The following is a 21,225-nucleotide window of genomic DNA, read 5'->3' as shown; positions in this document are numbered from 1 at the left end:
CGTTTTTTTATTTTTATTATTATGATTTTATCCTCCCATATATTCATCATCTCCGCCGCCCTGCTGGTCACGCTGCTCGCGTTGCCTTTCATTCTTTTTCATATTAAAGCGGTACGTAAATGACAGAGTTACCTGCCTTTCCCTCCATTGCATTTCGCTGTAAGAATCTACCTGTGGCAGGTTGGTGTACATCCTTCTTTTACGCGAGTTAAATATGTCGCTTACGTTTAATGACAGTGTAGCCCTTTCATTAAGTATATCTTTACTTATGGCAGTATTGGCAGAGAAAATACCTAAGCTGCGGCCCTGTGCGTTATCCTGTGGCCCCCTGTAATCGGCATTAAGCTGCCAGTCTATTTTTAAGGGAAGGCTTATTTTAGAATTAACCCTTGTAAACCAGCTGTAAGCGGTATTATCAAAATTCTGGGTTACTACATTACCTTCAAAATCGGTATAAGTATAATCGCCATCAGTTTCATTCCTGAAAAAGTTGAAGTTACTGTTTATCCTCCACCACCTGTAAGGGTTGTAGTTAATGTTGAATTCAAAACCAAAGCGGTATTCTTTAGCAAGGTTAATGGGCGTAGTCAGGATAATAGGTGTCCTTATGTCTGCTCCGCCAATAACTTCTATAACCTCGTTGTTTTCACCTATAACATCTTCACCATCTACAACCTGTGTTACAAAGTCGCCGGACTCCCTTCTTACAAACTGGAAAGAATCATCTGTTATATTAATATAGGCAGAGGTGCTAAAGGTAAGCTTGCCCCATTTTTTAAGATAGCCTAAATCAAAAGCATTTGTCATAGACGGATCTAAATCAGGGTTACCGGTAAATATATTGATATTACTTGCAAGGCTCGAGAATGGATTAATAAAGCGCCCTCTCGGCCTGTTGATACGGCGGCTATAGCTGATGCTTACATTGCTGCTTTCTGAAAACTCGTACGTTAGGAATGCGCTCGGGAAAAAATTGTCATACCTTTTGTTGTTATAATCACTTGCATTTACAAGGTTTACATCAATATCACTGTCTTCCCACCTTAACCCCAGCAGGTATGAGAAATTACCTATTTTAGAACCGAACTGTGCATAAAATGCATTTACCTTTTCTTTATATTCCAGCAGGTTGGTAAAGTTAGGGTTAGTTACCCAAACATTACCCTGCAGTTCTTCAGCTTTAGAGTCTGTAACCAGTTCGGTAAAGCTGCCGCGGTATCCTGCCTCAAACTGGTTGCCTTCTCCAAACGGGTAAACATAGTCTGCCTGAACCAGTTGCCTGTTTTCATCTTCATCATTAAGCGTACGCTCAAATGTGTTATCAGTTTCAGGAGTTGCGGTATTTAGTACAATATCATCAATACGCGCAGTTTCATAATCGGTATTCTTGGCAAACGATGCATCTATCCGAAGCTCATGCCCGTCATTATTAAATTTTTTAAGTAGGTTGGTAGAGAACTGTACGTTATCATCATTTTCATCCTCAACATTATAACGGAAACGGGTTTTATCAAAATTACCGTTGGCATCAAAATAATCAAAATAGGTGCTGGTAGGGTTATCACCTTCGCTGCTCCTTACATTAACCGAGTTTGTCCATGTAGTACTTTCATCAAGGAAAAGTTCAATCCCGAACCCTCCGTTAAATCCTTCGCTCTGGCGCAGGTTATCCCTTCGCTCATTAACAAAGCTTGTGGTGTTGCCGTCACCGTCAAAATATTCGGCATCTGTAAAGCTGTTGCCCGGGCTTTTCCTGTAATTGTAGCCCAGGTTTGAAAAAAGGTTAAAGTTTTCGCTCCTGAAGTTGAGGTTGGCACTAACACTATGGTTGGCAGGGTCTCCCACAGAGGCGATAACAGAACCGTTAAATCCGTTTGCTTTGCCTTTTTTCAGTATTATGTTTATAATACCACCGCCGCCTTCGGCATCATAGCGTGCAGAGGGGTTGGTTATAACCTCTACTTTATCTACAGAGTCAGCAGGAAGCAGCCTTAGCACTTCCGCAACATTTGTACCTGCAAGGTTTGAAGGGCGACCGTCTATTAGTATGGTAACACTTTCATTACCCCTTAGGCTCACATTACCTTCAACATCTACGGATACCGAGGGCACGTTATCCAGCACATCGCTAACAGTACCACCCCTTACAATCATGTCCTGGCCCACGCTGTAAACCCTTCTGTCAAGCTTAATATCTACAGTGCTGCGCTCGGCAACAATTTCTACTTCATTAAGCAATTTGGCATCAGGCGCCATGGCGGTAACACCTAAATCGGTATTGCTGCTTACCTGCCTGTTTTGTATAGCGGTAGATTTAAAAGATATAAAATCAAATTTAATGTTGTAAGTGCCTGGAGCCACTTCTATGCTGTAACGTCCGTTAACATCGGTAAGCCCGCCATTTACGGTAGCATTATCAGTTGTTTGTATGGTTACGGTGGCAAACTCAAGCGGTTGTTTGGTTTCCTGTTCTATAACTGTTCCGGTAACAGTTACTTTATTTTGTGAAAAAGCTACAAGAGGAGTAATTAAGGCGAATAAAAATAATAACGTTTTAAAATTTCTCATGAATTAATTTGTGTAATGATATCGGCCTGTTTGACCGCTAAAATGATGCAAGGTTTAATTTACAAAACCTAAAACTTTGTTAAAGTATCTCTTTTATTTTTTCGGCAGGCCTTGCAACAACGGCTTTATCGTTATGCACAGCAATAGGGCGTTCTATAAGGGTGGGGTGCATAACCATTGTATCAATTGTTTCATCATCAGTAAGTTGCTTGTCTTTATATAGTTCTTTCCAAACCGTTTCTTTTTGCCTTACCAAATCAATGGGAGCAATGCCCAGTTTCTTAATGATTGCTGTAAGTTCTTGCCTGCTTAAAGGCTCATTTAAATATTTTACGATGGTAAAGCGCTGATTTAAAAGTTCCAGCATCTGCAAGCCTTCGCGCGACTTGCTGCATCTGAGGTTATGGTATATGGTTATCATGTTTCTTTTTTGCAAAGAAAGCCATTATTACCCGAAAATAGAAGTATATTAGTGCTAACAATTACAATATCCCCATGTTTATAGCACAGGCATACACCAAAAATTTCGACATTGTAAAGTATCTGCCCATCCCGGTGATTTTCCTTTTAATTATTGTACTGAATTATGCATTGCTAGCCGTACTCCCGGTAGATGTAGAGCAGATAATGCGTGACCAGATTGCACAAAAAGGAGAAAACCGTGTGTTTGCTGAAACGCTTGCTCCGCTGGCTTTCTTTCTTGTAGTATTACTTATTTGGGTAAAATTTGTGCACAAGCAGAGCATAACAAGCCTTACAACATCGAGATACAGGATAGACTGGGGGCGAATAGGCTTCTCTTTTATGTTATGGGGTGGTATAACTGCCGCACTTACAGCCATAGCTTATTTTGCTTCTCCCGAAGATTTCCAGCTTAATTTTCGGCCACGCGCTTTTGCCGTTCTTGCAGTCATAGCAATTATATTGGTGCCCATGCAAACCAGTTTTGAGGAATACCTGTTTAGGGGATACCTGATGCAGGGCATTGGCGTTGCAACCAAAAGCAGGCTCATCCCGCTTATTGTAACATCGGTTTTTTTCGGGCTTATGCACATAGCTAACCCCGAGGTGGGCAGGCTGGGCTATATTTTACTGCTGTACTATATAGGTACCGGTTTCTTTTTAGGTATCATTACCCTGATGGACGACGGTATGGAACTGGCACTCGGCTTTCATGCCGCCAATAACCTGATATCTGCATTGCTCATAACATCTGACTGGACTGCTTTCCAGACACCATCTGTATTGAAAGATATGTCAGAACCCTCTGCCGGGTATGATATATTGCTGCCGCTTGTAATAATTTATCCGATTCTTTTATTTATCTTTAGTAGAAAATACAACTGGAACGGCTGGAGTGAAAAACTGACGGGGCGTGTTGTATTGCAAAAACAAGACGAAACTAACTAAACAGAACGGAATTATGAACAGGCCTGATTATCATTTTGTGCACAGCAGCTTTAAGCTGAACGGCTTTCATTTAACAGAGGACGACCTTTGCCGTATTGCATACAGCTTTATAAAAGAAGGTGAACCGTTTGAAAGGGCGGTAGGGGATTTTTTACTGGACTGGTTTGATAAGAAAGAGTACATAGTAATGCAAACATCCGGCACAACGGGAGAGCCAAAACCCATACGTGTGGAAAAGCAGGCTATGGTAAATTCGGCGCTTGCTACCGGTGCTTTTTTCGATCTTGATCCGGGTATTAAAGTACTGCACTGCCTGCCAACACAGTATGTTGCAGGAAAAATGATGCTAGTAAGGGCATTCATTCTCGGGTGGGAGCTCGATCTTGCAGAGCCTACATCATATCCGCTGCGCCGTGCCGATGCTGTTTATGACTTTTCGGCAATGGTGCCGTTACAGGCCCAGCACTCGCTGGACAAACTGCACAAAGTGAAGAAACTTATTTTAGGCGGAGCAAAAGTAAGCAGCGCGCTTGCGGCACAGTTGCAGCAAATACCCACTGAAATATATGAAACCTATGGCATGACCGAAACCATTACCCATATTGCCGCCAAGCGGGTAGGTGAAGAGGCTTTTACCGTATTGCCCAATATAAATGTGGCCGAAGATGAAAGGCATTGCCTTGTTATTGATGCCTATACATTGTGTGATGAGCCCGTTGTAACCAATGATGTGGTTAAGATTATAAGCAACAACCAGTTTATTTGGCTGGGCCGCTATGATAATGTTATAAACAGCGGCGGGGTAAAGCTTTTCCCGGAGCAGATTGAAGAAAAACTTTCTGCTTATATCGAGAGGCGCTTTTTTGTAAAGGGCGTACCGGATGAAGAGCTTGGCGAGAAACTCGTTCTTGTGGTAGAGGGCGATGCTTATGATATACCCGCTTCGGTATTTAAAAAGCTTGGCAAGTTTGAAAAGCCAAAAGAAATAGTGTTTGTAGAAAAATTTGCCGAAACCAATTCCGGCAAGGTTATACGCGAAAAAAGCATGGCCGTGGCTTAGTGCTTTTCAACAGTAATAAAGAATTCATTTGTTTTGACCTCGACATCGTCGAGGTCTTCTACTTTATCAATATTTTTTTCATCCCATATTGTAGTAGGCATCAGGCGTATTTCTTTACCCTCTACCATAATATCTACAGGCATTGTAAAACCTTCTACATCAGTTTTCCATCGGCATACAAAAAGCCCTTTAAACATTTTTATCTCTAAAACTGGTATATCTTTGTGGTTTAAGTACTGCCTGAAAACAGGGGTAAGATTAATGCCGCTTTCTTTATTAAAAAAGTTTATAACAGTTTCTGTATCTATTACCTGTTTGCGGTAAGTATTGGCATATTTTAAAAGCATGGCCCACCATTTGGCATCATCATTAACTATGTGCCTTATTGTATTAAGCATTAATGCTCCTTTAAAGTACATATCTCCCGAACCCTCTTTATTAACACCGAATATTCCTATAACGGGTTTATCATTCTGCACATTCCTGCGCTGCCCGTTAATATACTTCATTGCCTTTTCATACCCATAGCGGCACTCAATATATACAGATTCCGTATAGGTGGTAAAACTTTCATGAATCCACATATCGGCAATATCTTTACTGGTAATGCTGTTGCCAAACCATTCGTGCCCGCTTTCGTGTATGGTTATGTAATCAAACAACAGGCCTACACCTGTAAAAGAGAGGTCGCCACCCATGTAGCCCTTCCTGTACTTATTTCCATAGGCTACAGCGCTTTGGTGTTCCATACCCAGGTAAGGTGTTTCTACCAGTTTATAGCCATCTTCATAAAAAGGATATTGCCCAAACTTTTCCTGAAAGCATTCCAGCATCGGTTTTACTTCTTCAAAATGCTTAATTGCCTTCTCTTTATTGTCTTTCAGTACATAATAGTCAAGGTCGAGTCCGTTAAGGTTATCATGAATATGGGCATAGTCGGCAATGTTAACGGTAATGTCATAATTATTAATTGGGTTAACAACTTCCCAGTCCCATCTGATATAGCCGTTGCCTAAGTCTTTACTGCCCTTAAAACGCCCGTTGCTGACATTCATAAGCCCGTTGGGTACTGCCACTTTAATGGTTGCGCCATTATCAGGCTCGTCTGTCTGGTGGTCTTTTACAGGGTACCAAAGGCTGGCACCTGTTCCCTGTACGGCAACGCCAACCCACGGTTTACCATTGTTATCTTTGTTGAAAACAAAGCCGCCATCCCACGGGGCATTGCGTGCTACAACGGGTTTACCGCTGTAATAAAATTTTAATTTCTCTTTGTTCCCTTTTTTTAGCTCTTTCGGGAAACTGATAAAAACAGCATCATTATCCCGCTTGTAGTCCAGTTTTTTATTGTTATAAACAATGCTGTCAACCTCCATATTCTCAAAAAGGTCAAGCTGTATGCGTTTTGTATCGTCTAAAACCTCAAAACTGATTTCATTATACCCGCTGATGTATTTTTTATCAGGATCTATTTTTATATCCAGTGCATAATGCAGCACATTAAATGCTGTACGCTCAGGACGCAGCCCTCCCTGCAGGCTATCGCGCCTTGTAAATGTTTGTGCTAAAGCAGAAGCAGATATTAATAGTAATATGCTTAAAAACAATTTATTCATAATTTATTTGTCTCTCAACAACATATTTAAGTGTCGATTTATACTTTAAGTTAGTTTCGTTCCAGTCTTCTACACCATATTGTTTACGCTCTATCCAATTATTCTGATTATCGTACTTATATGTAAACTTAATTACTTCTACAATTCCATCCGGTTCATAATTAATGCTATATAACGGATTGCCTTGAGAATCATTAAGATATTCCATCTTATAATTTTCTTGGCAACCATCTTCTTCATCACAGGTATAATCAGTAAATCCTTTTAAAAAGCCATTATTGTCATAATTATAGATTGATCTGCTTGCCAAAAATTCCTTTCCTGTGCTATATTCAGTTTCGCCTTCACAAAATTCTACATCATATATTGTGTATTCCTCTTTAGAATGTATTTTTTCATTCTTATCAATTATAAATTGATGGCGTTCTTTAAGTTCATTAAATTCACCATATACCTTTTTTATTAGTAAATCGTTTTCAATGGTAAAAAACATGCGGCTAACTATCTCTCCGGCATTTAAATGTATGTCTTCAAGCCCCTTGTTATCCAAATAATTATATTCATGCCTGAAAGTCGGTGTTATTAATTTTGTAAGCGGATGATGAGAATAATGTTTTATTACTGATACATCACCGTCATTATTATATTCATATTCATTTTTATAGTAATCATCCATTATGTCTTGACCCTCTTCCATAACTAATTTATTATTTTTAAATTTAAGATGTTGAGAAGACTGGGTTAAAAATTCTGCTCCTTTACCTAATTTTTTTACACCAAATAGTCCTTTTTTTACATGGTATGACTGAAAACTCATTGAACTTATATTCCCTTTCAGACCAAATTCTTTTGGGGTAAGTTTTAATTCCGGATCTTTTATTTTCATTGATTTTAAAATCATTACAAGAAAGGAATTTCGTTAACACTTAACATAATGAGTATAAAAATCTTTTTCATAATTACCTTTCATATAAGAATTTAAGAATAACATCCATACGCTCCTGCCACGATTTTTCGTTGTGGGCTGCACCTTTAAAAGTAAGCGTAACCCAGTCGGTTCCTTCTGTATAGCCTTTGTTGCGCATAATGTTATCTACCTTTTCCTGATGGATGCTGTAATACTGGTCTAATGTTTCTGTACCAAGGTCGAAATAAATGCGGTGGTTGCCGGACTTCGGCAGGTTTTGGTTCATGTATTTTCGTATTGCCTCAGAGGGGCTCATATTATCATTGTTGAACAGCACAGGCCAGTGGGTAGATACACAAGCCGCCTGGCCAAATACTTTAGGATATTCACAGAGTGCATAAAGCGATATCAGCCCGCCCATGCTGCTTCCGCAGATGGCTGTATTGGCTTTATCAGAAAGAGTGCGGTAGTTTTTATCGATATAAGGCTTTAGTTCTTTTACAATAAACCTGAGGTATTCATCGGCATAAAAATTAGTATTGTTGCCCCCACGGTCGCTGTTTATTTTTTGCATAGCCTCCTTATCGGCAGCAGTAAGGTATTGTCCTGCTTTTTCGGGGAAATACTCAAAATAACGGAGTGGTGTGCACCATGAGGCAACAATAATTACCGGTGCTATACTACCGCTGTCAATAAGCTTGCGGGCAGCATTATCTGCTTCCCAGGCTATATTGCCCATAGCCGTTTCAGGATTAAACACATTTTGCCCGTCGTGCATGTACAGCACCGGAAATTTTTTATCAGGATTAGTATAATACTCTTTTGGCAGCCATATCTCTACATTACGGCTCATTACATAATCCGACTTAAAATTATCAATTTTGATGAGTTTATCCTGTGCTGCCGCGCTGAAGCATATCATTACCAGTAGTATATTTGTAATAGCTATTTTCATAAAAAAACCTGCTGTTTATGCAGCAGGTAAGGTAATAATTTTTCTTCAGATTTTTTAGAAACCAATCCTGAAGCCTAAATAGGCATCTGCCTGGTTGGTGTCGCCCAGCGCGGCTGAAAGTATAGAGCCGGAACCCATGAAGAATCCGCCAAGCCTGAAACCAATACCGGCTGTAAAGTCAGATACTTCATTGAATGAAAGAGGCGTATAAGCTTCAAAGAATTTAGTAGAATAACGCGGTGTAAAGCTAACAATGTTCTGAACAACTATCTGGTCGTTCTCTCCATCCTCATTTAGCTTTTGCTGTACATAACCGGTAATGAACCATTTTTTGTAAACATTCACATCGGCATAGGCAGTTAGCATGGCAGGCAGTTTTACCTTAAAATCTCGTGCCCCGCCAGTCCTGGCAAGGTAACCGCTTGCAAGCAGTATGTCTTCAATTTCTTCTATACTCTCTGCGTCTTCAAACTGGTTAAGGTCTAAAGATTGACCTTCAGGTACATCAAGCGTGTAATTGGTTGACTCATTATTATCATCTTTAAACGTCATGCTGCCCAGGTTTTTAATGGCAAGCCCGGCGTTTATTTTATAAGTGGTAGAATCTATAGCTTTCCATTGGTAATTAACCCCTATGTCAGTGCTCAGGCCATTAAGCCCGCCTGCAAAGAATTCTGTAAAGTTACCGCTATCGCTGAAATCTCCCGCAAGAGAACCCGAGTAGGCAAAATTAACCTGCGCCTGTGCGTTTGTCAATGCCACATCACCAAAGTTATTGGTAATGGTACCGCTAAACCTGCTTGTGGACATGTTGGCATAAGTGCCGGGAAAAAGCAGGTTAAAAGTCACACCTGCACTAACGCTGTGCCTTTCGTTATTAAAAAGCTCCCTTGCGGCAGAAAGCCCTATTTCACCCCATGCAACACCAGTGGCACGCTGGCTGTCGCCATCCAGTATCTCATATACTTCAGATATGCTTTCTACACCGCCATTTGTTACAGCGTTACCCAGCGTGGTATTAATATCTACTAATGACGCTTTTACATTGGCAGCAGATGATATGCCAAATGCCCATTTGTTTACCTTCATGGCAAAGGCAGGGCCCAGTATTTCGGCATCTATTCGCATATTAAGCGGCTCATTGCCGGCAAAAAGCATTTCTTCAAAATTATCATTTCCGCCTACAAGGTCACCAAAGGTCATTTTGTTGTTTGCGGCATTAATGCTGAAGTTAAAAATATTGACTTCGTAGCTGCCCTGCATATTGGTAAGCTCTGCCGGGTTAAGGTTGGCATTTAACAGGCCTACCCGCCTCGAGGTGCTTATGCCCGAATAATGCTCTTGCGCAAATGCGGCTGTGCCTAACATTGCCAGTGTTAAGAGTAGTGTTTTTTTCATTTGTAGTAAGTGTAATGGGTTAATTAGGTTTGTTAATTTCGTATAAAGTTAGTTAAAATAACAGTGATGTACAGTGCCCGATTTAGAATTTATGCGGTACAGTTGAGTATAATGCAAATTTCAACTATAGTTTATAAATTTTAAATACCCTTTAAAGGGTATTTAAAAATGAGTTCCAGATTGCATCGTCAGGCGTTGGAGCAATAATAACTATTTCTTCCTTCTTTACCGGGTGTATAAAAGAAAGCCGCCTTGCATGAAGGCTTATGCCACCATCGGGGTTACTTCGGCTAAAGCCATATTTAAGGTCGCCTTTTATAGGGCAGCCTATAGCGGCAAGCTGCGCGCGTATCTGGTGGTGGCGGCCGGTGTGCAGGTCAACTTCAAGAACATAATAATTATCAAGCTTACCTATAACACTGTAAGTAAGGCTTGCGTAACGGCTGTTAGGCACTTCTTTTATATGGGCTTTGCACACATTTTTCTGGTTGTTGCGGGTAATATAATTTACCAGTGTGGCTTGTTCCTGCTCCGGTTTATTTTTTACAATAGCCCAATAGGTTTTCTGCATTTCACGCTCTTTAAACATAGCGTTTAAGCGCTCCATGGCTTTAGATGTTTTTGCAAATATCACAAGGCCGGTAGTAGGCCTGTCTAAACGATGAACAATACCCACGAATGCATTACCGGGCTTGTTGTATTTTTCGCGCAGGTATTCGTCAACAATTTCGCCAAGAGGCTTATCTCCCGTTTTATCGCCCTGCACAATATCGCCAACACGTTTGTTTATGGCTATTATGTGGTTGTCCTCATACAGGACATCTAAATTATCTTTGGTTGAAAGTAAACTCGCCATTAAAAATTTTCAAATTACCGAAAACTAATATTGCTCTTTTTCGTTAGGAAAATCCTTTGCTTTAACATCAGTTACATATTGTGATATGGCAGTTGTCATGCCATCGAATAAATTCATGTACCTGCGCAAAAAGCGCGGGCTGAATTCATTGTTCATGCCCAGCATATCGTGTATAACAAGTACCTGGCCATCTACTCCGCCGCCTGCACCAATGCCTATAACCGGTATAGATATGCTCTCTGCTACTTTTTGGGCAAGGCTTGCAGGGATTTTTTCTAACACAACGGCAAAACAACCTATGCGTTCCAGCATTTTGGCATCTTCCATAAGTTTTTCGGCTTCAGCATCTTCTTTTGCCCTGACAGTATAAGTACCAAATTTATAAATTGACTGCGGTGTTAACCCCAAATGCCCCATTACAGGGATGCCGGCATGCAGTATTTTTTTTATAGAGTCTTTGATTTCGCTGCCACCTTCCATTTTTACGGCGTGTGCGCCACTTTCTTTCATTATCCTGATAGAAGAACGCAGGGCTTCTTTAGAATCGGACTGGTAGCTCCCAAAAGGTAAATCTACAACTACAAGCGACCTTTGTATTGCCCTTACTACAGATGAGGCATGGTATATCATCTGGTCCAGTGTTATGGGGAGCGTGGTTTCGTGCCCGGCCATTACATTAGAGGCAGAGTCGCCTACAAGTATTACATCTACCCCTGCATTATCCACAATTTTAGCCATAGTATAATCATAGGCTGTTAGCATGGATATTTTTTCGCCGTTAGCCTTCATTTCTATCAGCGATCGGGTAGTAATCCTTTTATAATCTTTTTTTGCTGTAGACATAACCTGTAATTTTATGGTGGTAAAAGTACTAAATTACAGGGAAAGCCAGCCTGTTTTAATTATTTATTAGGCATTGCGGTAACTTTTAAGCCTGTTTGGTTACTTATTGTAAAAGCAAGGTTATGAATAAACTTTTGATACTATTATCGTTACTGTTCCTGCAATGTGCCTTTGCGCAGGATGCTGCCATACGTAAAACAGTGGACACTTTTTTTGAGGGATTGCACCAAGCAGATACAATTAAAATGCAGTCCGTATGCTCTGATAAATTGGTTTTGCATACTGTTTATGAGAAAGGAGGTAATAATGTGCTGATAGCCGAAGACACTAAAAACTTTTATAAATCGATAGTCGAACTACCTCCGGGATTTCAGATTTATGAGCGCCTGCTGAGTTTTGAAGTAACATCAGACGGACTTATGGCGAATGCGTGGGCTCCATATGAGTTTTACATCAACGGTAAGCTAAGCCACGGCGGTGTAAACTCATTCAGCCTGTATAATGATAACGGGCAGTGGAAAATAGTGTATGTTATAGATACCCGGAAAAAACCTTAAGGCTGATTAACAGTCAGATATATTAACCGCAACCGCAAGTCCGCCTTCGCTGGTTTCTTTATACTTATTGTTCATATCCCGTGCGGTTTCCCACATGGTGTTAACCACTTTATCTAAAGGCACCTTTACGTTTTTAGGGTCTGTTTCAAGGGCAAGCTCCGCGGCATTGATGGCTTTAATTGCGCCCATAGTGTTTCGTTCTATACACGGTATCTGAACCAAACCTCCAATGGGGTCACAGGTAAGTCCCAAATGATGTTCCATAGCAATTTCGGCAGCTATAAGGCACTGCTCCGGGTTTCCGCCCATAAGTTCGCAAAGTGCTGCTGCAGCCATTGCAGACGATACGCCGATTTCAGCCTGGCAGCCGCCCATTGCAGCTGATATGGTAGCGCCTTTTTTAAAGATGCTGCCTATTTCTCCTGCAACCAAAAGGAATTGCTTTATTTCTTTTTCGCCTGCATTATGGTTTTCTATTACCATATAATACATCAGCACGGCGGGTATTACACCTGCGCTGCCATTGGTAGGTGCTGTAACCACACGCCCCAATGATGCATTAACCTCATTAACCGCAAGTGCAAAGCAGCTAACCCATTTTAATATCTGCCTGAATTTTACTTCTGTTTTACGGATTACCTGCAGCCACTCCCACGGGTTAGTATAAGGAATTTCGCCGATAAGGTTCTTGTGCATATCAAAAGCCCTGCGGCGTACCTTTAGCCCACCGGGTAAAATACCCTCTGTGTGGCAGCCAATGTACATACACTCCAGCATAGTGTTCCATATACGCATCAGTTCATGGTGTATTTCTTCTTCGCTGCGTATGGATTTCTCATTTTCATAAACAATCTCAGATATGCTCTTGTTCTCCTGCCTGGTGTAGTTTAAGAGGTCGTCAGCTTTATCGGTAGGGAAGGGGAAAGCGCATTTAATGATTTCCTTTTCTTTGGCAACAGTGCGTTCTTCTTTAACCACAAAACCACCACCTATTGAGTAAAAGGTAGATATATATTGTATTTTGCCTGCCGTTGCCGTAAAGGTAAGCCCGTTAGCGTGAAACGGTAAAAAGTTTCGGTTGAATACTATATCAACAACGGGATTAAAATCAATCTCACGGCTGTTATCCAGCTTCAACTTACTGTTGAAATTGATACCGTCAATAATACCTTCAATGTCTTCTACAGGAACATATTCAGGATCTGCACCACTAAGCCCGAGCATAACGGCAAGGTCGGTAGCGTGGCCTTTACCCGTAAGCGAAAGCGAACCGTAAAGATCTACCTTTACCTTTGTAACGTTATCAAAGATGCCTTCTTCATGAAGTTCTTTTAAAAAACGTTCTGCGGCACGCCATGGGCCAAGTGTGTGCGAGCTTGATGGGCCCACACCAATTTTAAGCATATCAAAAACTGAAATACATTCATTCATAGCAATACTATACTTTTTTGCAAAGTTACATTATCTGTAGTGCGCAAAGGTAACTAAATTGCTAATACTACAACGATTGAGTATTAAAATTGTTGATGCTTGAAAAGGGCTATTCTTTTATTTTTATTATTAAGGGTGATGGGGATTTCATTCTCATTGCACCCATGTACTTAAAATCAAAACTAATATTGGTAATAAATACCTCGTCATCAGGTTTGAGTCTATCAATGTAATCCGACGCATTTTTGTTTACTGTATTACCTTCAACTCTGATACCGGGCGTTTTCGGCATATACATTTCAAATCTTGTTACAGACAAAAGAGAATCAAGATATGGGTCTTTTAACGTTAAGGAAATAACAGCAGTTTTTAGTTCTTTTTTAGACATTATAACTATACCGATACCACTGGTTGCTTGCCTCCCATTTATTAGAGTTATAAGACGACTGATATCCCGGACTACAAAAATTTTAGATTCTTTAATGATAGAATCATTAGGCATCTTTGCTGAAATCAATAAAGCAACAGTATCACTTGATATAGTAGATACATTGAAACTAAAGTTGCCATTGTCGTCAACTTTTTTCAAACCCGGACCTTCCGCAGAAAAAGACATTGCACCTGGTACAGCTATTTTTATAGGGTTGGGGATGCCCCTGTAAAGAATGTTGCCACGCTCTGAAGAAATTACAGATATATTGATATCTGTTTGGGCAAAAGTGTATAAGGATAACAGCAGTAGCAGTATTAATATTTTTTTCATGTCACAGGTATTTATACAAACATAAACAAAAAAGCCTCCCGATAAGGAGGCTTAAGTTATGGACTAAATAATCTTTTAGTTTACTATTATCTTTTTTGCTGCCGATTGCCCACCCGAATTCATTTTTAAGATGTAGAAACCGTCGGGAAGGTTTTGTAACTGGTAAGTGTTGTTAACCGCTTTTGGCTTTTGTATTTGCTGTATCAGTTGCCCGTTAAGGTTTATCAGCTGTATCTCTTCAAGAGTGGTTTCGCTGTAAATGTTTATTTCGTTATTTACCGCAGGGTTAGGGTAAATAGTAAGTTTAGCCTCAAAAAAGCTGTCGGTAGCGTTAATACCCCATCGGTCCTGCGCTACTGGCCCACCCCAAATAAGTGTTGCAAGATAAGGGTTGTCTATAAAAGGGTTACGGTTGCCCTGCCCCCATGTATTATTAGCATTATTCAAATAAGTGTTCCTGTTATCTTCATATTCAGAAACCGGGTCTTCTGCATTCCACTGCAATAAGATTGCGGGCATATTAGGGTCGCTTGCTATAGTGCTGCCCATAACTGCATTGGTAGGTACACATTGGTTAGGATACCTTAAATACATATACATAAGTATCCTTGCCACATCGCCCTTCCACTCATCACCGGGATACCATCCGCTCCCCGAATCGCCGGAGTTTCCTGAACCGTTAGTGTAAAGTTTGTTACCACGCTGGCCGTTACGGTCAACATCACATGCCCTTAGGTGATGTGCATCGGCACCAGCACCTTCCTGCCCTAAATCGGGTGTGCCAAGCGATTGCGGATATACGTGCTCCCTGTTCCATTCGCAGTTGGTATCACCGCCGTTGCTGTTGGCATTCCTGCGCCTGTGGTCATTATCATTAGATGACCCTGCCGGGCATACATTTTCGCTAAAGCCGTAAAGCAGCAACACAAACCCCGGGTTGTCAGGATCCTGGTCTGTAACTTTAAGTGCATTCCATACACCGGGCGTATAGGTAAGTTCGTTAATATGGGTAGTAGTTATTTTAGTGGAAAGGGCATTTTTTAATGCGGTGCCGCTCTGGCTGAAATTAAAACCGTTATAATAAGGAGATGCAGGAGCACCATCCTGGGCAAATACAGCGGCAGCTATAAGCCCCAGCGCAAAGGAGTAAAACTTTTTCATACATATAAAAATTGGGCGGTAAATGTAGGGCGATTTATTTAAACCACCTTAAATTTAACACCGTTAGATAAATTCCTGTTATTTTTTGCGTTCCAGCAGTGCCATATAAAAACCATCAAAACCTGACTCTGATGCCAGTACTTTGTGGTCTTTTACAAAGCTGAACTGCTTTCCTGTTTCTGTAGTAAGGAAATGCTGTACCTGCTCCTGGTTTTCTGAAGGTAGTACGGAACAGGTTGCATATACCAGCTTACCGCCCGGCTTTACTATTTTAGAGTAGTTTTCCAGCACTTCTGCCTGGGTTTTCTTTATATTATCAACAAACTCCGGCTGCAGTTTCCATTTGCTGTCGGGGTTGCGCTTTAGCACGCCAAGCCCGCTGCACGGGGCATCTATAAGCACCCTGTCGGCTTTTTCGTGTAGTTTTTTTATAACTTTAGTGCTGTCTATAATACGATATTCTATATTAAAAGCGCTGTTGCGTTTCGCACGCAGTTTTAGCTGCTTCAGCTTACTTTCATATAAATCCATTGCAATAAGCTGCCCCTTGTTTTCCATTAAAGACGCCATGTGCAGTGTTTTACCGCCGGCACCGGCACAGGTATCAACCACGCGCATTCCCGGCTCAACCTCAAGAAAGCGTGCCACAAGCTGCGATGATGCATCCTGCACTTCAAAAAGACCGTCTTTAAAAGCCTGTGTTAAAAACACATTGGCACGTTCTTTAAGCACCAGTGCATCCGGATATTCGTTAATTATCAGGGTATCAATACCGGAATCCATTAATATATTGCGCAGCTTTTCTTTTGTGGTTTTAAGGGTGTTTACCCGGAGTATAACCTGAGCCTGTTCATTTTGTGCTGCAATCTCCTTTTCCCATTTCTGCTCACCAAGCTCTTTTACGCCCAGTTCATCCATCCAGTCGGGTATAGATTCCCTGTATTTCCTTATTTTACTAAGCTCGTCAAAACGGCCTTTTATACGGCGGAGTGGTGTATCTTCAAAGTATTTCCAGTCAGGCAGCTTATAACCCCTGAGTACTGCCCAAACGGCAAACATACGCCACAGGTTGTCACGATCATACGGTTCCTTAACTTCAGCAATTTCGGCATAAAGGCGTTTCCACCTTACAATCTCATATATGGTTTCGGCTACAAATTTCCTGTCGGCACTTCCCCAGCGCTTGTCTTTTTTAAGCGCCCTTGCCACAACCTTATCGGCATATTCACCTTCATTAAAAATGGCGTTAAGCGAATCTATAACCGTAAAAACTAAATTCCTGTGTAATCTCATTGTAAAAAATTGAGGGGCAAAGGTACTGAAATTTTGAGAGATAACTGTACTATGTTTTGCTGTACCTGTTTAAGAATGCAGAAGGTGTTTCTCCTGTTTTCTTTTTAAACAGGCGCGAAAAGTAAGCATAATCTTCATACCCCAGCATATAGGCTATTTCATTAAAATTTTTCTTTTGCAATACCAGTTCTTTACGTGCTTCGAGCAGAACCCTGTCCTGTATTACATCTGTAGCGGTTTTGCCTGCCACAGCCTGTGTAATGCGGTTAAGGTGTTTTGGGCTTACATTCAGCATCCCGGCATAGGCAGCGGCTGACTTTTCAGTTTTATAATTACTTTCTATAAACTGCTCCAGTTGCCTGAATTTTAAATAGTAACCGTTTTGGTTAACCTGCCCTGAAGTATTGTTTTGCAGGTAAAGCCTTGTACTCTCTATATAAATAAGGTTAATAAGGCTTAACACCCTTTGCCGTTTTAATATTTTTTCGTCAAGGTTTTCGTTATATGCCTGCTTAAAAAGCGATGTTATGTTCTTTAAATCATTTTCTTCTAATTGTAGGAGGGGTAAATTGTGCATACTGTAGAAGAACGGAAAGCGGTTTATGGTTGCCTGTGTGTATTGCAGGTCGTAAAAATCCTGAGTGTGAAAGAAGACAAATCCTTTAATATCTTCCGAAAGCTCCCAGTGATGTGTTTGTCCCGGGTTTAAAAAGAAAAGGCTGCCGGGGGTAACATCATATACTGAAAAATCTACCTCGTGTATACCCGAACCGTGCGTAAAAAGTATGGCAAGGTAAAAATTATGGGAGTGTGGCAGCACAATATCCTTATGGCTTGTTACAAGGTGGTCTTGCAGTGTGTTGGCATAAAAACCGTCGAGGCTGCTTTGCCGCGGGAACTGCCCTATATTGAGTATCGCTACTTTTTTCATTCGTATCAAATATGTCTTAAAAGTACAAATTTTTGCGTACATAATATATCGTTCTGCTCGTAAGACCGACGTACATTTGTTGTATAAAATTTTAGGTATGTCTCAATTTAAAGATATAATGACAGAGAAATGCCCTGTGTGCGGCGAAGGGCATGTGTTTGCCAAAAAGGGTAACCCAATATTGTTCAGGATGCCGAAGATGGAAAAAAACTGTAAAGTATGCGGGCATAAATTTGAAATTGAACCCGGCTTTTTTTACGGGGCTATGTATGTGAGCTATGCAGTAACCGTTGCCGAAATGGTTGCTGTATTCGTTATAGCACAGTTCTTTACATCTGATATTAAAATAATGCTTGGGCTTATTGCCGCCACAGCATTTTTGCTGAGTACGTTTAACTTCAGGCTTTCAAGGATGCTGTGGATGTATATGTTTGACAGCAGGCGTAAAGAAACCGCAGGTTAGGATATAATTACTATTATAAACTTGATTCCGGCACAGGGCATAAAGCTTTGCGCCGGAATTTTTATATTATATTAGCCTGACAAATTTTATAGTATGAAAAAGTATTTTATCGTGATGGCAATGCTGGCACTACTAAGCTGTAAAAAAGAAGAGAAAGAACTTGTTTATACTCCTTCTTTTACAATAGTAAAAGTTGATACGCTAATGCAGGATAAAATAAGCATACGTGCACTGCTTACAGACGGTGACAAAGCCTGGTATGCCGGCAGCGAAGGTAAATATGGTTACGTATCATTAAGCGGAGGTAAAAGCCTTAACGGGGTAGTGGCTAAAGATTCTGTTTTACCGGAGTTTCGTTCTATAGCCCAAAATAAATCGGACATCTTTATACTGAATGCCGGTACTCCGGCTATGCTCTACAAAATATCGAGAGACGGCAGGGCGGTGCGAAAGGTATATACAGAAAGCGGTGAGAAAGTTTTTTATGACAGTATGCAGTTTTATAATGATACAGATGGTATTGCAATGGGCGACCCTACAGATGGTTGCCTTTCGGTAATTGTAACAGAAGACGGGGGCGGAAACTGGCATAAAGTAAGCTGTGATGTTTTGCCTGAAACTGCCGATGGCGAAGCTGCTTTTGCAGCCAGCAACACCAACCTAATAATTGAAGGAAATAACACCTGGATGGTTTCGGGCGGAAAAAAATCGCGGGTATTCTATTCGGCAGATAAAGGCAAAAGCTGGAAAGTTTATAATACCCCGATAGTGCAGGGAAGTGAAATGACAGGTATTTTTTCTGCCGATTTTTATGATGGTACAATTGGCTTTGCAGTAGGTGGCGATTATGAGAAACCTGATAAAAACTCAGGTAATAAAATACTTACTGTAAATGGCGGGAAAGACTGGAAGTTAGTAGGAGAGGGCACAGGCTTCGGATATGCATCCTGTGTGCAGTTTGTGCCGCAAAGCAACGGTAACGAACTTATAACCTGCGGGCCATCTGGACTATTTTACTCTTTTGACTGCGGCAACACATGGAAAAAAATTCATGATGATAAAGCCCTGCATACACTTCGCTTTGCAGATAATAAAACAGTAATAGCAGCAGGACAAGGCAAAATAATACGAATTAAACTACAGTAACTGTTTTAGCATATAGTTAAGATTATTGCTTTTTATTTGCATTAAATTAGCAGTAAAACTTTTACATAGTATGCAAGATATAGCAGGCAGATTAAAATTCTGGATACGGTATAAATACAACCGTATTGTAAACAGTATCGCATTTTACCCCGCATTTATATCTTTAATATTCCTTATTTCCTCAATACTTTTAATCAGTTTTGATTTTTCTGATTACGGTAAGCAACTCAAAAGCCAGTTACCGTGGTTAAGCCTGCGCGATGCCTCTACAGCCCGTAATATTATAGGTGTTGTGGCGGCGGGAATATTATCGCTCACAGTTTTTAGTTTTTCTATGGTAATGATTGTTCTCAATCAGGCTGCATCACAAATGTCTAACCGGGTGCTGAATAAACTGATTGGCAACAGGTTTCAGCAGATTGTACTCGGCATTTACATTGGTACTATTGTTTTCGCACTTTTCCTGCTTACCACAATACGGGATTTAGATGAAGGCATTTACATACCCGCTATAAGCACCTACCTGCTTATCGTTGTAGCTATATTTGATATTTTTGTATTTATATACTTTCTGCATTACATTACCCAGTCAGTTAAATATGAAGTAATTATACATCGTATTTATACTGAAACCTATAACTCATTAAAACACAGGTGTAAGCTTGAGCATGAGCCGGAAAAAATATCTGACAAGGGATTTGATTTTATTGTAGAGTCTCCCAGTGGTGGCGTTTATGAAGGCTTTGATATGAAATCCTTACTTAAGATATGCAAAGCAGAAGATTTAAAGATTTTTGTTCTTAACATACCCGGTACCTATGTGTTACAGGGCATACCGCTGATTAAAGTGAATAAGGCGATTAAAAAAAAGGAAATCATAGAGGATTTGCAGTCGGCGCTACTCCTGAACCAGGATGAAACTATCAGCAATAACTTTTTTTACGGCTTAAGGCAATTGACAGAAGTTGCTGTAAAAGCGCTTAGCCCCGGCATTAACGATCCGGGTACTGCATCTATTGCACTACGTTCTTTATTCAGGTTGTTTACGCATCGTTTTTGCCTGCACCCTGAAAATGTGCTGACAGATGACGATAATATTGCGAGAATATATATTACTGAACCTGATTTTACTACCATTTTTGATGCCACAGTATTGCCAATATGGGATTATGGTAAAAATGACAGGATTATTCAAAATGAAATGAGCCTGCTGCTAAAACAGTTCTTACAGTTATATAGAAATGACAGAATGGAGAATTTTTTGAAAGTGGTAATACAACAATCATAATCAGTTTAATTCCCAATCGTGTAGCAATAACGATATAATTACATCATTCCAAATTTCAATTCCTAAAAGATTAGGATATACTGGAATAATGCTGGTTTTTATCCATTCATCGTGCTTAACAATATACATATGTGCTTGATATTTTAATTCACGGTTAAATGGATTTTTAACTTTCAATTCCATATATCCTGCATTTCGATCTTCATTTTTTTGTATAAATTCTATTTCTATGGTACGCTCAGGGTATAGTATTTTCTTTACTATATCCATTTTATAGATTGTATCTGATTTTATTTCAACTTCAATGTATAATTTTTCAGAAGGGAAAATTTGCAGTAATTTTTCTTCAGGAAAGTAAGGAGTTTTGTCTACATTCATTTCATAATATCCTTCTTCATCAACAGCTAGCTTTAGTACAAAAGGTGCTCTGTGAGTTATAATATTTTGCGAAGATGATGAAAGGCTGCAAAGCAAGAATGTTAGTACAAGGAATACTTTTTTCATATATTTATTTGTATAGCCGTAAATATAAAAAATATGCATTTACGAAAAATAAATATTCGAATCTATAAATTCATA

Annotated in this window: 20 protein-coding genes; 6 read left to right on the top strand and 14 right to left on the bottom strand. The window is 40.2% G+C overall.

What is annotated here, in order from left to right:
• Nucleotides 1-27: 27 nt before the first annotated feature.
• Both Q0K96_RS10275 and arsC read right to left on the bottom strand, forming a co-directional pair.
• On the bottom strand, nt 28-2,568 hold the full coding sequence (locus tag Q0K96_RS10275) for an outer membrane beta-barrel family protein (protein ID WP_297333906.1): 2,541 nt from the start codon (nt 2,566-2,568) through the stop codon (nt 28-30).
• Nucleotides 2,569-2,647: 79 nt separating this feature from the next.
• A complete protein-coding gene (gene arsC / locus Q0K96_RS10270) occupies nt 2,648-2,989 on the bottom strand; it encodes an arsenate reductase (glutaredoxin) (protein ID WP_297333905.1) in 342 nt (113 codons plus the stop codon).
• 74 nt (nt 2,990-3,063) lie between these two features.
• Between arsC and Q0K96_RS10265 the strand changes: the two genes are divergently transcribed.
• Together Q0K96_RS10265 and Q0K96_RS10260 are read left to right on the top strand one after the other, a co-directional pair.
• Complete coding sequence (locus tag Q0K96_RS10265) at nt 3,064-3,978, top strand: CPBP family intramembrane glutamic endopeptidase (RefSeq protein WP_297333904.1); 915 nt, start codon at nt 3,064-3,066, stop codon at nt 3,976-3,978.
• Between the two features lie 13 nt (nt 3,979-3,991).
• Complete coding sequence (locus Q0K96_RS10260; RefSeq protein ID WP_297333903.1) at nt 3,992-5,038, top strand: AMP-binding protein; 1,047 nt, start codon at nt 3,992-3,994, stop codon at nt 5,036-5,038.
• Here Q0K96_RS10260 and Q0K96_RS10255 read toward each other — a convergent pair.
• The 6 genes from Q0K96_RS10255 to panB all read right to left on the bottom strand — a co-directional run bounded on the left by Q0K96_RS10255 (nt 5,035) and on the right by panB (nt 11,613).
• A complete protein-coding gene (locus Q0K96_RS10255; RefSeq protein ID WP_297333902.1) occupies nt 5,035-6,654 on the bottom strand; it encodes a M1 family metallopeptidase in 1,620 nt (539 codons plus the stop codon). The two genes, Q0K96_RS10260 and Q0K96_RS10255, sit on opposite strands and share 4 nt — an antisense overlap.
• The gene (locus tag Q0K96_RS10250) at nt 6,647-7,540 is read right to left on the bottom strand and encodes a hypothetical protein (RefSeq protein ID WP_297333901.1); all 894 of its coding nucleotides are present in this window, start codon (nt 7,538-7,540) and stop codon (nt 6,647-6,649) included. The genes Q0K96_RS10255 and Q0K96_RS10250 overlap by 8 nt, the downstream gene beginning before the upstream one ends.
• Before the next feature lie 73 nt (nt 7,541-7,613).
• Nucleotides 7,614-8,516, bottom strand: a complete 903-nt coding sequence (locus Q0K96_RS10245; RefSeq protein ID WP_297333900.1) for an alpha/beta fold hydrolase — start codon at nt 8,514-8,516, stop codon at nt 7,614-7,616.
• Nucleotides 8,517-8,570: 54 nt separating this feature from the next.
• Nucleotides 8,571-9,914 (bottom strand): hypothetical protein, encoded by a 1,344-nt coding sequence (locus Q0K96_RS10240; RefSeq protein WP_297333899.1) that lies wholly within the window; start codon nt 9,912-9,914, stop codon nt 8,571-8,573.
• A 151-nt stretch (nt 9,915-10,065) separates the two neighbouring features.
• On the bottom strand, nt 10,066-10,770 hold the full coding sequence (locus Q0K96_RS10235) for an RNA pseudouridine synthase (protein ID WP_297333898.1): 705 nt from the start codon (nt 10,768-10,770) through the stop codon (nt 10,066-10,068).
• A 24-nt stretch (nt 10,771-10,794) separates the two neighbouring features.
• The gene (panB, locus tag Q0K96_RS10230) at nt 10,795-11,613 is read right to left on the bottom strand and encodes a 3-methyl-2-oxobutanoate hydroxymethyltransferase (protein ID WP_297333897.1); all 819 of its coding nucleotides are present in this window, start codon (nt 11,611-11,613) and stop codon (nt 10,795-10,797) included.
• 122 nt (nt 11,614-11,735) lie between these two features.
• Between panB and Q0K96_RS10225 the strand changes: the two genes are divergently transcribed.
• Nucleotides 11,736-12,170 (top strand): nuclear transport factor 2 family protein, encoded by a 435-nt coding sequence (locus Q0K96_RS10225; RefSeq protein WP_297333896.1) that lies wholly within the window; start codon nt 11,736-11,738, stop codon nt 12,168-12,170.
• A gap of 6 nt (nt 12,171-12,176) precedes the next feature.
• Here Q0K96_RS10225 and Q0K96_RS10220 read toward each other — a convergent pair whose 3' ends face one another.
• The 5 genes from Q0K96_RS10220 to Q0K96_RS10200 form a co-directional block, all read right to left on the bottom strand.
• Complete coding sequence (locus tag Q0K96_RS10220) at nt 12,177-13,601, bottom strand: L-serine ammonia-lyase (RefSeq protein ID WP_297333895.1); 1,425 nt, start codon at nt 13,599-13,601, stop codon at nt 12,177-12,179.
• 109 nt (nt 13,602-13,710) lie between these two features.
• On the bottom strand, nt 13,711-14,364 hold the full coding sequence (locus Q0K96_RS10215; protein WP_297333894.1) for a GldM family protein: 654 nt from the start codon (nt 14,362-14,364) through the stop codon (nt 13,711-13,713).
• Nucleotides 14,365-14,439: 75 nt separating this feature from the next.
• Nucleotides 14,440-15,525, bottom strand: coding sequence for an endonuclease (locus Q0K96_RS10210; protein WP_297333893.1), 1,086 nt, complete (start codon nt 15,523-15,525; stop codon nt 14,440-14,442).
• Nucleotides 15,526-15,603: 78 nt separating this feature from the next.
• Nucleotides 15,604-16,818: a methyltransferase domain-containing protein gene (locus tag Q0K96_RS10205; protein WP_297333892.1), complete on the bottom strand. Its 1,215-nt coding sequence runs from the start codon at nt 16,816-16,818 to the stop codon at nt 15,604-15,606.
• A 49-nt stretch (nt 16,819-16,867) separates the two neighbouring features.
• Entirely contained in the window at nt 16,868-17,749 is an 882-nt protein-coding gene (locus Q0K96_RS10200; RefSeq protein WP_297333891.1) for a helix-turn-helix transcriptional regulator, read from the bottom strand.
• Between the two features lie 97 nt (nt 17,750-17,846).
• Here Q0K96_RS10200 and Q0K96_RS10195 point away from each other — a divergent pair, with 97 nt between their 5' ends.
• From Q0K96_RS10195 to Q0K96_RS10185, 3 genes are all read left to right on the top strand, one after another.
• Entirely contained in the window at nt 17,847-18,212 is a 366-nt protein-coding gene (locus Q0K96_RS10195; RefSeq protein WP_297333890.1) for a DUF983 domain-containing protein, read from the top strand.
• A gap of 93 nt (nt 18,213-18,305) precedes the next feature.
• Nucleotides 18,306-19,358, top strand: coding sequence for an oxidoreductase (locus tag Q0K96_RS10190; protein ID WP_297333889.1), 1,053 nt, complete (start codon nt 18,306-18,308; stop codon nt 19,356-19,358).
• A gap of 70 nt (nt 19,359-19,428) precedes the next feature.
• Complete coding sequence (locus tag Q0K96_RS10185; protein ID WP_297333888.1) at nt 19,429-20,646, top strand: DUF2254 domain-containing protein; 1,218 nt, start codon at nt 19,429-19,431, stop codon at nt 20,644-20,646.
• Here Q0K96_RS10185 and Q0K96_RS10180 read toward each other — a convergent pair whose 3' ends face one another.
• On the bottom strand, nt 20,647-21,150 hold the full coding sequence (locus Q0K96_RS10180; protein WP_297333887.1) for a hypothetical protein: 504 nt from the start codon (nt 21,148-21,150) through the stop codon (nt 20,647-20,649). It abuts the gene before it with no gap.
• Nucleotides 21,151-21,225: the final 75 nt, after the last annotated feature.

The organism is Flavobacterium sp. (assembly GCF_024305175.1).
Lineage (GTDB): Bacteria > Bacteroidota > Bacteroidia > Flavobacteriales > Flavobacteriaceae > Flavobacterium.
The sequence above is the reverse complement of the archived record's forward strand: the minus strand, read 5'-3'. Positions and strand labels throughout refer to the sequence as shown.

Bases quoted from the DNA above. Each gene is read 5' to 3' on its own strand.
- Q0K96_RS10265 (WP_297333904.1), top strand. From the start codon at position 3,064: ATGTTTATAGCACAGGCATACACCAAAAATTTCGACATTGTAAAGTAT.
- Q0K96_RS10195 (WP_297333890.1), top strand. From the start codon at position 17,847: ATGTCTCAATTTAAAGATATAATGACAGAGAAATGCCCTGTGTGCGGC.
- arsC (WP_297333905.1), bottom strand. From the start codon at position 2,989: ATGATAACCATATACCATAACCTCAGATGCAGCAAGTCGCGCGAAGGC.
- Q0K96_RS10255 (WP_297333902.1), bottom strand. From the start codon at position 6,654: ATGAATAAATTGTTTTTAAGCATATTACTATTAATATCTGCTTCTGCT.
- Q0K96_RS10185 (WP_297333888.1), top strand. From the start codon at position 19,429: ATGCAAGATATAGCAGGCAGATTAAAATTCTGGATACGGTATAAATAC.
- Q0K96_RS10180 (WP_297333887.1), bottom strand. From the start codon at position 21,150: ATGAAAAAAGTATTCCTTGTACTAACATTCTTGCTTTGCAGCCTTTCA.
- Q0K96_RS10250 (WP_297333901.1), bottom strand. From the start codon at position 7,540: ATGAAAATAAAAGATCCGGAATTAAAACTTACCCCAAAAGAATTTGGT.
- Q0K96_RS10210 (WP_297333893.1), bottom strand. From the start codon at position 15,525: ATGAAAAAGTTTTACTCCTTTGCGCTGGGGCTTATAGCTGCCGCTGTA.
- Q0K96_RS10245 (WP_297333900.1), bottom strand. From the start codon at position 8,516: ATGAAAATAGCTATTACAAATATACTACTGGTAATGATATGCTTCAGC.
- Q0K96_RS10240 (WP_297333899.1), bottom strand. From the start codon at position 9,914: ATGAAAAAAACACTACTCTTAACACTGGCAATGTTAGGCACAGCCGCA.
- Q0K96_RS10205 (WP_297333892.1), bottom strand. From the start codon at position 16,818: ATGAGATTACACAGGAATTTAGTTTTTACGGTTATAGATTCGCTTAAC.
- panB (WP_297333897.1), bottom strand. From the start codon at position 11,613: ATGTCTACAGCAAAAAAAGATTATAAAAGGATTACTACCCGATCGCTG.
- Q0K96_RS10200 (WP_297333891.1), bottom strand. From the start codon at position 17,749: ATGAAAAAAGTAGCGATACTCAATATAGGGCAGTTCCCGCGGCAAAGC.
- Q0K96_RS10260 (WP_297333903.1), top strand. From the start codon at position 3,992: ATGAACAGGCCTGATTATCATTTTGTGCACAGCAGCTTTAAGCTGAAC.
- Q0K96_RS10275 (WP_297333906.1), bottom strand. From the start codon at position 2,568: ATGAGAAATTTTAAAACGTTATTATTTTTATTCGCCTTAATTACTCCT.
- Q0K96_RS10215 (WP_297333894.1), bottom strand. From the start codon at position 14,364: ATGAAAAAAATATTAATACTGCTACTGCTGTTATCCTTATACACTTTT.
- Q0K96_RS10225 (WP_297333896.1), top strand. From the start codon at position 11,736: ATGAATAAACTTTTGATACTATTATCGTTACTGTTCCTGCAATGTGCC.
- Q0K96_RS10220 (WP_297333895.1), bottom strand. From the start codon at position 13,601: ATGAATGAATGTATTTCAGTTTTTGATATGCTTAAAATTGGTGTGGGC.
- Q0K96_RS10190 (WP_297333889.1), top strand. From the start codon at position 18,306: ATGAAAAAGTATTTTATCGTGATGGCAATGCTGGCACTACTAAGCTGT.
- Q0K96_RS10235 (WP_297333898.1), bottom strand. From the start codon at position 10,770: ATGGCGAGTTTACTTTCAACCAAAGATAATTTAGATGTCCTGTATGAG.